Annotated in this window: 10 protein-coding genes; 8 read left to right on the forward strand and 2 right to left on the reverse strand. The window is 62.2% G+C overall.

What is annotated here, in order from left to right:
- The first annotated feature begins 48 nt into the window (after nucleotides 1–48).
- A complete protein-coding gene (locus B4L76_RS20480; RefSeq protein WP_296234976.1) occupies nucleotides 49–582 on the forward strand; it encodes a DUF3299 domain-containing protein in 534 nt (177 codons plus the stop codon).
- A gap of 89 nt (nucleotides 583–671) precedes the next feature.
- Here B4L76_RS20480 and B4L76_RS20485 read toward each other — a convergent pair whose 3' ends face one another.
- Together B4L76_RS20485 and B4L76_RS20490 are read right to left on the reverse strand one after the other, a co-directional pair.
- Nucleotides 672–1,568 (reverse strand): D-hexose-6-phosphate mutarotase, encoded by an 897-nt coding sequence (locus tag B4L76_RS20485; RefSeq protein WP_296234977.1) that lies wholly within the window; start codon nucleotides 1,566–1,568, stop codon nucleotides 672–674.
- 71 nt (nucleotides 1,569–1,639) lie between these two features.
- A complete protein-coding gene (locus tag B4L76_RS20490) occupies nucleotides 1,640–2,038 on the reverse strand; it encodes an acyl-CoA thioesterase (RefSeq protein ID WP_003253317.1) in 399 nt (132 codons plus the stop codon).
- A 361-nt stretch (nucleotides 2,039–2,399) separates the two neighbouring features.
- On the opposite strand from B4L76_RS20490, the gene B4L76_RS20495 reads away from it, so the two are divergent.
- From B4L76_RS20495 to B4L76_RS20525, 7 genes are all read left to right on the forward strand, one after another.
- Nucleotides 2,400–3,689: an MFS transporter gene (locus tag B4L76_RS20495; RefSeq protein ID WP_296234978.1), complete on the forward strand. Its 1,290-nt coding sequence runs from the start codon at nucleotides 2,400–2,402 to the stop codon at nucleotides 3,687–3,689.
- Between the two features lie 238 nt (nucleotides 3,690–3,927).
- A complete protein-coding gene (locus B4L76_RS20500; protein WP_296234979.1) occupies nucleotides 3,928–4,926 on the forward strand; it encodes a phosphate ABC transporter substrate-binding protein PstS in 999 nt (332 codons plus the stop codon).
- Between the two features lie 139 nt (nucleotides 4,927–5,065).
- Entirely contained in the window at nucleotides 5,066–7,354 is a 2,289-nt protein-coding gene (locus B4L76_RS20505; protein ID WP_296234980.1) for an ABC transporter permease subunit, read from the forward strand.
- A 71-nt stretch (nucleotides 7,355–7,425) separates the two neighbouring features.
- On the forward strand, nucleotides 7,426–9,042 hold the full coding sequence (gene pstA, locus B4L76_RS20510) for a phosphate ABC transporter permease PstA (RefSeq protein ID WP_296235037.1): 1,617 nt from the start codon (nucleotides 7,426–7,428) through the stop codon (nucleotides 9,040–9,042).
- Between the two features lie 72 nt (nucleotides 9,043–9,114).
- A complete protein-coding gene (pstB, locus tag B4L76_RS20515; RefSeq protein WP_084855420.1) occupies nucleotides 9,115–9,948 on the forward strand; it encodes a phosphate ABC transporter ATP-binding protein PstB in 834 nt (277 codons plus the stop codon).
- Nucleotides 9,949–10,011: 63 nt separating this feature from the next.
- Entirely contained in the window at nucleotides 10,012–10,782 is a 771-nt protein-coding gene (gene phoU, locus B4L76_RS20520) for a phosphate signaling complex protein PhoU (RefSeq protein ID WP_225779785.1), read from the forward strand.
- Between the two features lie 164 nt (nucleotides 10,783–10,946).
- On the forward strand, nucleotides 10,947–11,843 hold the full coding sequence (locus B4L76_RS20525; RefSeq protein WP_296234981.1) for a response regulator: 897 nt from the start codon (nucleotides 10,947–10,949) through the stop codon (nucleotides 11,841–11,843).
- Nucleotides 11,844–11,969 lie beyond the last annotated feature (126 nt).

Below are 11,969 nucleotides of genomic sequence, written 5' to 3' on the forward strand. Positions count from 1 at the left end.
ATACTGGTTAGAATGCCCGGCAATTCCTTCGAGTTGCCGAGCATTTTCATGCGTGCCTTTTTCCTCGCCCCCTTACTGTTGGCCAGCGCCCTGGCCCATGCCGAACTGCCGGAAACCGACTGGCTTGAGCTGATGCCCAAGTCGGACCAGAAGGCGCTCGAGCAGATGCCCGAGATCGACCACAATTCGCCGGAAGCCATGGGTACCTTTACCGCCAAGGGCGGCTTGAAGCAGAGCAAGGGCCTGCCCGCGGTTATGTACTCGACCAGGACAGTGGCAGCCATGAACGGCAAGGACATCCGTCTGGGCGGCTACCCAGTGCCGCTGGAAAGTGACGCCAAGGGCAATAGTACGTTGTTCTTCCTGGTGCCATACCCGGGCGCCTGCATCCATGTGCCGCCACCGCCGCCGAACCAGCTGGTGCTGGTGCGCTACCCGAAAGGCCTGAAGATTGACGACATCTACACACCGCTGTGGGTCAGCGGCACGCTGAAGGTGGAAAAGGTCAGCAACGACCTGGCCGATGCGGCCTATGCGCTGGATGCACAGAAGGTGAGGGTGGTGGAGGATGCCGACCTCTGATGCCTTGAAAACACAAGGGCGCACCTGACACCTTGCAGGAGCGGCCCCGTGTGGCGAAAGGACCGCGCAGCGGTCCCAAGTGCTGCAGATCAAAGCGCTTCGCTAGCTACCACCAGGCCAAGCGAATGAGTTGCCCCTGGTTTCAATTCCACCAGGTCATCCCACACATTCGCCGTCTCGATGCACAGCATCCGCTGCCAGCCATCATCGGCCATGTCCGGCAACTCCTTGGCCCGCTCGGTCCAGGGGTTCCAGATCACCGCCGAACGTGACCCGCTGCTGGTCAGGGTAATCCGCCGGTTCCAGTGCGGGTCGACAATGCTCAGTTGCGGCGGGGTGGCGAGGTATATCCGGTCAGTTTCACCGGCGAACGCCAGCGCGCCGTGTTGCTGGCGCTGCTGCCAGTCGGCCAGGGTCTCGATGTAGCCCAGCCCTTCGACACCCTCCACCCGCACCTGCCGTACATCGCTGACCGCAAAGTAACTGTGCAGGGCCTGGCTGAGGATGACCGGCGTGTTGCCCATGTTGCGGCTGGTAAGGCTCAGCTTCAGATCAACCCCCAGTTCCACCAGCAACTTCAGCTCTACGTCGTGGGGCCAGTCGGCCAGGTTGCCCTGCGCTTCGGGCAGCTCGAACTCGATACGCAGCCCGTCGCCCGCCTCTTCGATGCCCAACAATTGCCAGTCACGGGTCCGCGCCAAGCCGTGGGCGGGGGGCTGTTCACCGTGGTACATGGCCTGCACGGCCTGTGGGTTGCGCTGCAGGTTGCCGAACCACGGCCAGCACACCGGCACCCCGGCGCGTACCGATTTGCCCTGGCGGAAGATGGCCTGGTCGCTCAGCCACAGCAGTGGTGGCTGGCCAACGCACTGGTAGCTGAGGATCTGCGCACCTTGCTGGGCGATCAGGAGTTCAGCGTGGTTGCTGCTGATGCGCCAGCAGTTGAGTTCGCCATGTTGCTCGGTTACGACCTGGAAGGAAGCCATTGTGTTCATCTCATTGATTGCCAGTGGGCCTTGGACCCGGGCACATGCAATGAGTTTACCGCCGCCGAGGCTCAGCGACGAGGTACGGAGCGGGTACGGCCACTGCCGTCGATGGCGACGAAGACAAACACCGCTTCGGTAACCTTGCGCCATTCGCTGGACAACGGGTCGTCGCTCCACACTTCAACCATCATCTGGATCGAGCTGCGGCCAATTTCCAAGGTCTGGGTATAGAAAGACAACTGTGCGCCAACGGCCACTGGCACCAGGAAAGCCATGCGGTCGATGGCTACAGTGGCCACGCGGCCTCCGGCGACACGGCTGGCCATGGCGGTACCGGCCAGGTCCATCTGGGCGACCAACCAGCCGCCAAAGATATCGCCAAACCCGTTGGTCTCGCGCGGGAGTGCAGTGATCTGCAAGGCCAGGTCGCCCTGCGGGATAGGATCTTCTTGTTCGAGCTCAATCATGCGATGGGGCCTCTGACCCGTGACGCTTTTCGTTGGTGTGGCGCAAAGGCCGGGTAAACGATTCAGCTTGACACATACTACGCCGATTTCGTTTCACTGGGCGGCCGTAGGGAAACTCTGCGAAACCGCCTGACAGTAATGACCGGCGTTTTCGCACAACATCCCACGTTAGGAGCAACCTTTTCCTACGAATCGGCAGTATATAGAGCATATTGGCCAGCGACGACCGCGCATTCATGAATATGTGTATGGATTTTGTATCGCTTTCGGCGCAGCTCGGCAATTTGCTATCTTCCTCTGTCACCAATCCAGAAGCCGCGTGCCACGCGGCCTGCGTGCCCTACAAAGAGAACAATCAGCGATGACTTCCGTGCCGAGCAGTATCGAGCAGCCCTCGCGGCCACTGACCCGCAGTGACTACAAGACCCTTTCACTGTCCGCGCTGGGCGGCGCGCTGGAGTTCTACGACTTCATCATCTTCGTGTTCTTCGCCACTGTCGTCGGCAAGTTGTTCTTCCCCGCCGACATGCCCGAATGGCTGCGCCTGATGCAAACCTTCGGGATCTTCGCCGCCGGCTACCTGGCGCGACCGCTGGGAGGCATCATCATGGCCCATTTCGGCGACCTGCTCGGGCGCAAGAAGATGTTCACCCTGAGCATCTTCATGATGGCGTTGCCGACACTGATCATGGGCCTGTTGCCGACTTACGCACAGATCGGCCTGTGGGCGCCGATCCTGCTGCTGCTGATGCGGGTGATCCAGGGCGCGGCAATCGGTGGCGAGGTTCCGGGTGCATGGGTGTTCGTGTCGGAGCACGTGCCGGCGCGCAACACCGGCTACGCCTGCGGTACTCTCACGGCCGGCCTGACTGCGGGTATCTTGCTTGGCTCGCTGGTGGCAACGCTGATCAACAGCGTCTACAGCGCGGACGAAGTGGCCGATTATGCCTGGCGTATTCCGTTCCTGCTGGGCGGTGTGTTCGGGCTGTTCTCGGTGTACCTGCGCCGCTGGTTGCACGAAACCCCGGTATTTGCCGAGATGCAGCAGCGCAAGGCCCTGGCCGAGGAGCTGCCGCTGCGTGCCGTGCTGCGTGATCATCGTGGCCCGATCGTGCTGTCGATGCTGCTGACCTGGATGCTGTCTGCCGGCATCGTGGTGGTCATCCTGATGACCCCGGCGTTGCTGCAGAGCATCTATCACATTAGCCCGGCCGACTCTCTCAAGGCCAACAGCCTGGCGATCGTGCTGCTCAGCTTCGGCTGCATCGGCGCTGGCAGCCTGGCCGACCGCTTTGGCGCGGGCCGGGTGTTCGTGATCGGTAGCCTGCTGCTGCTGGTGAGTTCCTGGACCTTCTACCACAGCCTGCCGACGCGGCCTGAGCTGCTGTTCCCGCTGTATGCGGTGACCGGATTGTGCGTGGGTGTCATTGGTGCAGTGCCCTATGTGATGGTCAAGGCATTTCCAGCGGTGGTGCGGTTCAGCGGGCTGTCGTTCTCGTACAACGTGGCCTACGCGATCTTTGGCGGGTTGACGCCGATGGTGGTGACTGCGTTGTTGAAAGTGAGCCCGATGGCGCCTGCCTACTATGTAGCGGGGTTGTGTGCCGTTGGCCTGGTGGTGGGCCTTTACCTGCTCGCCAACAAGCGCTGACCTTTTGCAGGAGCGGCATTGTGCACGATGGGCTGCGCAGCAACCCCCCGGCAATCTGTGCCGTGGTTGCTATTTCTGGAGCTGCTGCGCAGCCCATCGCGAGACACGTGTTGCCAGTCAACTGATGGGTGATGGCATTTCATCCAATTGTCACATTCAAGTCATATCGTATTCATGCGGCCTGCAGATACTTGGGCCCGTTCCATCCAACACCCCCTATTCCTGCTAGGAGCAAGGCATGAAACTGAAGCGTTTGATGGCGGCCCTCACCTTTGCCGCCGCTGGCGTTGCAACCGCCAACGCGGTGGCCGCTGTCGATCCTGCAATCCCGACCTACACCAAGACCACCGGTGTTTCGGGCAACCTCTCCAGCGTAGGTTCCGACACCCTCGCGAACCTGATGACTCTGTGGGCCGAGGCCTACAAGAAGGAATACCCGAACGTAAACATCCAGATCCAGGCGGCCGGCTCCTCCACCGCGCCACCCGCGCTGACCGAAGGCACCGCCAACCTCGGCCCGATGAGCCGCAAGATGAAGGATGTCGAGCTGCAGGCCTTCGAGCAGAAGTACGGCTACAAACCGACCGCCATCCCGGTTGCCGTCGATGCCCTGGCCGTGTTCGTGCACAAGGACAACCCTATCAAAGGCCTGACCATGGCCCAGGTCGACGCTATCTTCTCCTCCACCCGCCTGTGCGGTGGCAAGGCCGACGTCAAGACCTGGGGTGACCTGGGCGTGACCGGCGACCTGGCCAACAAGCCAATCCAGCTGTTCGGCCGCAACTCGGTATCCGGCACCTATGGCTACTTCAAGGAAGAAGCCCTGTGCAAAGGCGACTTCAAGCCTAACGTCAACGAACAGCCTGGTTCGGCTTCGGTCGTGCAGTCGATCAGCTCCTCGCTGAACGGCATCGGCTACTCGGGCATTGGCTACAAGACCGCCAGCGTCAAGACTGTTGCCCTTGCCAAGAAACAGGGCGGCGAGTTCGTCGAAGATAACGAAGCCAACGCCCTGAACGGCAGCTACCCGCTGTCGCGCTTCCTGTACGTGTACGTCAACAAGGCGCCGAACAAACCGCTGGCTCCGCTGGAGGCCGAGTTCGTCAAGCTGGTGCTGTCGCAAGCTGGCCAGCAGGTGGTGGTGAAGGATGGCTACATCCCGCTGCCGGCCAAGGTCGTCGACAAGACCCTGGCTGACCTGGGCCTGTCCCATTCGGATAACGTCGCAAAAAAGTAACTGACTGAGGCGGAGGCCGGCGTCAATAGCCGGCCTCTTCCACGATTCCTCAGCCCGAAGCCAGGCTTACTGTGCGGCGGGCTTTCGTGCGTCACTACTTTGTAATGTTTTTGTCATACGGGATCGCTACGGTGTGCGCATGAATGATCTGGCCAACTCCACCATGACCCAAAATACCCAGCCCGAGCGGATTGACTTCAATACGCCGGAGTTGCAACGCAAGCGCCGCATGCGCGCACTCAAGGACCGCCTGACCCGCTGGTATGTACTGGTGGGCGGGCTTGCCGTACTGGCGGCAATCACCTTGATCTTCTTCTACCTGGCCTATGTGGTGCTGCCGCTGTTCCAGGGCGCCGAGCTGACCAGCAAGAAGGCCCTGGAGCCGACCTGGCTGCAACAGGATGCCGGCAAGCCGCTGATGATCGCGCTTGAAGAGCAGAACCTGGTGGGTATGCGCGTTTCGGACAAGGGCCAGGCACTGTTCTTCGATACCAAGACCGGTAACGCGCTCAAGCAGATCACCCTGCCGCTGCCGGCAGGTACGCAGGTCACCTCGATCAGTGCCGACCAGCCGGGAAGCCCGCTGGTGGTGTTGGGCTTGTCCAATGGTCAGGCCCTGGTGTTCCAGCACAGCTACAAGGTTACCTACCCAGACAACAAGAAAACCATCGACCCCGGCATCGACTACCCGTACGGCGAGCAACCGGTCGTGCTCGATGACCAGGGCCGCGCGCTGGAACATGTCAGCGTCAACGTCAATGGTGATGCCCTGGTGCTGGCCGGTTCCACCGGCGCGCACCTGCAGGTGGTCGAGCTGACCCGCAGCGAAAACATGATGACCGGCGAGGTCACTACCGAACAGAACCGCATCGAACTGCCGCAGATGACCGAAGCGGTGAAAAACATCTTCATCGACCCGCGTCAGCACTGGCTGTACGTGATCAACGGCCGCGCCACTGCCGATGTCTTCAGCTTGCGCGACAAGAGCCTAAACGGCCGTTACAAGCTGTCTGAAAGTGCGGACACCGAGATCACCGCCACGGCCCAGCTGGTCGGCGGCATCTCGCTGATCATGGGCGACTCCAAAGGTGGATTGACCCAGTGGTTCATGGCCCGTGACCCGGATGGCGAATCGCGCTTCAAGCAGATTCGCAGCTTCCAGCTGGGCAAGGCCCCGATCGTGCAGATCGACGCCGAAGAGCGCCGCAAGGGCTTCATCGCCCTGGATGCCGAGGGCAAACTGGGCGTGTTCCACAGCACCGCGCACCGTACCCTGCTGGTCGAGCAGGCTGCCGAAGGCGCGGGCATCCTGGCCCTGTCGCCACGTGCCAACCGCATCATCATCGAAGAGGGCGGCAAGCTGCTGCCGCTGAGCCTGCGCAACCCGCATCCGGAAATTTCCTTCAGCGCGCTGTGGGGCAAGGTCTGGTACGAGAACTATGACGAGCCGAAGTACGTCTGGCAGTCGACTGCTTCGAACACTGACTTCGAGCCCAAGCTGAGCCTGTCGCCGCTGACCTTCGGTACCCTCAAGGCGGCGTTCTACGCCATGGTGCTGGCGGCCCCGCTGGCGATTGCCGCCGCCATTTACACCGCTTACTTCATGGCCCCGGGCATGCGCCGCAAGGTCAAGCCGGTGATCGAACTGATGGAAGCGATGCCAACAGTGATCCTCGGTTTCTTCGCCGGCCTGTTCCTCGCGCCCTACCTGGAAGGCCACCTGCCGGGCGTGTTCAGCCTGTTCGTGATCATGCCGATCGGCATTTTGGCAGCAGGTTTCGCCTGGAGCCGGCTGCCCGAGTCGATCCGCCTGCGCATTCCGGACGGCTGGGAAGCGGCCATCCTGATTCCTGTAATCCTGGTGATCGGCTGGTTCGCCTTGTACATGAGCCCGCTCCTGGAAACCTGGTTCTTCGGCGGGGACATGCGCCTGTGGATCACCAACGACCTGGGTATCACCTATGACCAGCGCAACGCCCTGGTGGTGGGGATTGCCATGGGCTTTGCGGTTATCCCGAACATCTACTCCATCGCCGAAGATGCAGTGTTCAGCGTGCCGCGCAGCCTGACTCTGGGCTCCCTGGCGCTCGGTGCCACGCCCTGGCAGACCCTGACCCGTGTGGTCATCCTCACCGCCAGCCCGGGTATCTTCTCGGCGTTGATGATCGGTATGGGCCGGGCGGTGGGTGAGACCATGATCGTGTTGATGGCCACCGGCAACACCCCGGTGATGGAGCTGAACCTGTTCGAGGGCATGCGTACCCTGGCCGCCAACGTGGCCGTGGAAATGCCGGAATCGGAAGTCGGCGGCAGCCACTATCGCGTGCTGTTCCTGGCCGCGCTGGTGCTGTTGATGTTCACGTTCATCATGAACACCTTGGCCGAGCTGATTCGCCAGCGTCTGCGCAAGAAATACTCGTCGCTTTGATAGAAAGGTAGCGATCCGTGAAAAAGGATTCCCTCAAAGGCTGGTTCAAGAGTGGCGCCCCGGGCGTCTGGATGAGCGGCGGCGCGGTGGCCATGGCGGTGATCATGACCGTCGGCCTGCTCGCGGTGATCGCCGTGCGCGGCCTGGGCCACTTCTGGCCGGCCGATCTTGTCCAGGCCACCTACAAGGTGCCGGGCCAGGCCGATCACGTCGTCATCGGCGAAGTGGTGCAGAAGGAGGAAGTATCCCGGGCGCGCCTGAAGGGCGCCGGCCTGCCGGTGCCTGATCAGGGCCCGGAGTTCATGACCAGGGAACTGATCAAGGTCGGTAACCGCGACCTCAACGGCAGCGACTTCACCTGGGTGGTCGGCGAGTGGCTGGTCGATGAACAGCACCCAGCCGACCTGATGGCGCTGGAGCGCCGCGAGTGGGGCAACTTCTATGGCTACCTGGTCAGCGTCAAGGAACAAGGCCGCGTGGTCGCCGAGGGGCCCGCGGCCTGGAACGAGCTGCAGGCCCGCCTCAAACGCGCCAGTCAACTGAGCAGCGAGCTGCAAAGCCTGGAGAAGAAAGATATCGGCGCCATCAACCATGGCCTCGAGCGCCTGCGCCTGCAAGCGCGCAAGCTGGAGCTGGACGGCAAGCTGGATGCCGCCGCTCAGGCTGACCTGGACGCCGACCGCGCCGAGCTGAACAGCCGCTACAAGGCCATCGAGGAGCGCCTGACCGGCCTGCACCAGGACTTCGCCCGTGACAGCCTGGTGGCCCGTGATGCCAATGGCCGTGAAGTGGAAATCAACCTGAGCAAGGTGGTGCATGCGATCCAGCCGAACGCCATGTCAGGTTTCACCAAGCTGGGCAGCTATTTCACCAAGGTCTGGGAGTTCCTCAGCGATGACCCGCGTGAAGCCAACACCGAGGGCGGTATCTTCCCGGCCATCTTCGGTACCGTGATGATGACCTTGATCATGGCAGTCATCGTTACCCCGTTTGGTGTGCTGGCGGCTGTCTACCTGCGTGAATACGCCAGGCAGGGCCCGGTAACCCGGCTGATCCGCATCGCGGTGAACAATCTGGCCGGTGTGCCGGCGATCGTCTACGGGGTGTTCGGCCTGGGTTTCTTCGTCTACGTGCTGGGTGGCTCGATCGACCGTCTTTTCTTCCCCGAGGCGCTGCCGGCACCCACCCTGGGTACCCCGGGCCTGCTGTGGGCTTCGCTGACCTTGGCGCTGCTGGCAGTGCCGGTGGTGATCGTGGCCACCGAGGAAGGCCTGGCGCGCATTCCGCGCACCGTGCGCGAGGGCTCGCTGGCCCTGGGTGCGACCAAGGCCGAGACCCTGTGGAAGATCGTCCTGCCCATGGCCAGCCCGGCCATGATGACCGGCATGATCCTGGCCGTGGCCCGCGCCGCCGGTGAAGTGGCGCCGCTGATGCTGGTGGGCGTGGTCAAGCTGGCACCGTCGCTGCCGGTGGACGGGAACTACCCGTACCTGCACCTGGACCAGAAGATCATGCACCTGGGCTTCCACATCTATGACGTCGGCTTCCAGAGCCCCAACGTCGAAGCCGCGCGGCCACTGGTGTACGCCACGGCGCTGCTGCTGGTGCTGGTGATCGCGGCCCTCAACCTCTCGGCCGTGTGGATCCGCAACCATTTGCGCGAGAAGTACAAAGCCCTCGACAGCTAATCCTGATCGCAAGCGTGCCGCGCCGAAGTGGCGCGGCCCTTTGAAACGAATTGTTAGCGTATGGAGTTGACCATGCAGCAAGAATCCCACGCCCACGGCATCGACATGTCTGCCCTGGGTCGCGACAAGCAAAGCCTGCGCCTGGCTGAAGAAACCGTGGCCATCGAAGTACCGGGCTTGAGCCTGTTCTATGGCGACAAGCAAGCACTGTTCGACGTGCAGATGAACATTCCCAAGCAGCGCGTGACCGCTTTCATCGGCCCGTCCGGCTGCGGCAAGTCGACTCTGCTGCGCACCTTCAACCGCATGAACGACCTGGTTGACGGCTGCCGCGTGGAAGGCGCCATCAACCTGTACGGCCACAACATCTACCGCAAGGGCGAAGACGTGGCCGAGCTGCGCCGCCGTGTCGGCATGGTGTTCCAGAAGCCCAACCCGTTCCCCAAGACCATCTACGAGAACGTGGTCTACGGCCTGCGTATCCAGGGCATCAACAAGAAGCGCGTGCTCGACGAAGCGGTCGAGTGGGCGCTCAAGGGCGCGGCCCTGTGGGACGAGGTCAAGGACCGCCTGCACGACTCGGCCCTGGGCCTGTCGGGCGGCCAGCAGCAGCGTCTGGTCATCGCCCGTACCATCGCCGTGGAGCCGGAAGTGCTGTTGCTCGACGAACCGTGCTCGGCGCTGGATCCGATCTCGACCCTGAAAGTCGAGGAACTGATCTACGAATTGAAATCCAAGTACACCATCGTCATCGTGACCCACAACATGCAACAGGCGGCGCGGGTGTCCGACTACACCGCGTTCATGTACATGGGCAAGCTGGTCGAGTTCGGCGATACCGACACCCTGTTCACCAACCCGGCGAAGAAGCAGACCGAAGACTACATCACCGGTCGCTACGGCTAGCAGCCCTGCGGCACAGGAACCAGACGATTACTGGAAGCTTTGAGCTTCTTCGCGGAGCGAATGATGATCAACAAAGAAAGCCTTACCCATCACATTTCCCAGCAGTTCAACGCCGAGCTCGAAGAGGTGCGCAGCCACCTGCTGGCCATGGGCGGGCTGGTCGAGAAACAGGTCAACGACGCGGTCACCGCGCTGATCGAGGCCGACTCCGGCCTGGCTCAGCAAGTGCGCGAAGTCGACGAGCAGATCAACCAGATGGAGCGCAACATCGACGAGGAGTGCCTGCGCATCCTGGCCCGTCGTCAGCCGGCAGCGTCCGACCTGCGCCTGATCATCAGCATCTCCAAGTCGGTGATCGACCTGGAGCGTATTGGTGACGAGTCGACCAAGATCGCCCGCCGCGCCATCCAGCTATGCGAGGAAGGCGAGTCACCGCGCGGCTACGTCGAGGTGCGCCACATCGGCGACCAGGTGCGTAACATGGTCCGCGACGCGCTGGACGCCTTTGCCCGTTTCGACGCCGACCTGGCGCTGTCGGTGGCCCAGTACGACAAGACCATCGACCGCGAATACAAGACCGCCCTGCGCGAGCTGGTGACCTACATGATGGAAGACCCGCGCTCGATCTCGCGGGTGCTCAGTGTGATCTGGGTGTTGCGTTCGCTGGAGCGGATCGGCGACCACGCGCGCAACATCTCAGAGCTGGTGATCTACCTGGTGCGCGGCACCGATGTACGCCACATGGGCCTCAAGCGCATGACCGCGGAAGTGCAGGGCACCGCGCTCGAAGATGGCGAAAAAGCTAATGTTCCGGCTGAACCTGACGATAAGTAAGGTTGCTCCCGAGCATCGACGCCCGGCCTTGGCCGGGCGTTTTCGTTTGCGGTCGAGGAGCCGGCAGGCACCCGCGAACGATATGAAGAAGTCCCGGCGTGACCAGGTTGTAGCGAATGGCCATTATTCGGCGGTAGGCTAGCCGGGATTCAGAAGGAGTATCGATGAGTAAAGTGAATGTGCTGGTTGTGGATGACGCCCCGTTCATCCGCGACCTGGTCCGCAAATGCCTGCGCAACGCCTTCCCGGGCATGACCATCGACGATGCCGTCAACGGTCGCAAGGCAATGGCGATGCTGGGCAAGGAAGCGTTCGACCTGGTCCTGTGCGACTGGGAGATGCCGGAAATGTCCGGCCTGGAACTGCTCACCTGGTGCCGTCAGCAGCCTGAGCTGAAAAACCTGCAGTTCATCATGGTGACCAGCCGTGGCGACAAGGAAAACGTCATCCAGGCGATCCAGGCCGGCGTGTCCGATTTCGTCGGCAAGCCGTTCACCAACGAGCAATTGCTGACCAAGGTGAAAAAGGCCCTGACCAAGATCGGCAAGCTCGATGGCCTGATGTCCAGCGGCCCGGCGCGCATCAACTCGGCGTTCGCCAACGATTCGCTGAGTGCCTTGACTGGCGGCAAACCAGAAGTGGCAAAAGTCACCGCATCGGCAGCGGCACCGGCACCTGCCAGGCCATCGGTCAGTGCCCCTGCCGCCGCTGCGCCACTGCCGACCGGCCGTGGCCAGGGCCAGTTACGCCTGGCCAGTGGCATGCAGGCTTGCGTGATCAAGGCGTTGAGCCTGAAAGAGGCCTTGCTGGTGGTTCGCCGTGGCGAAACGCTGCCGCAGGTGCTGGAAGGCGCCGTGCTGAACCTGGAGCAGGGTGAGAACGCCGAAGTCGCGCGTCTGAACGGTTACCTGCATGCCGTGGTGGCACTGGAGCCCAAGCCCGACAGTGACTGGCTGCAATTGACGTTCAAGTTCGTCGACCAGGATGCGCAGAAGCTCGACTATCTGTCGCGCCTGATTGCTCGTGGAACTGCCCAAAAGCACTTTACCCCCGGCGCCTGACCCCAGTTCCAGGCCGCCCTCTCTGTAGGTGCGGCCCTGGATCGCGCGAGAGCTGCAAGGCCGCTCCTGTAAAAGGACCCCTGGGCCATCCGACCAACTGCAATACCCGCCGTAAAACCGGCTGCT

Origin of the sequence: Pseudomonas sp. UBA4617, assembly GCF_002386445.1 — a bacterium.
Lineage (GTDB): Bacteria > Pseudomonadota > Gammaproteobacteria > Pseudomonadales > Pseudomonadaceae > Aquipseudomonas.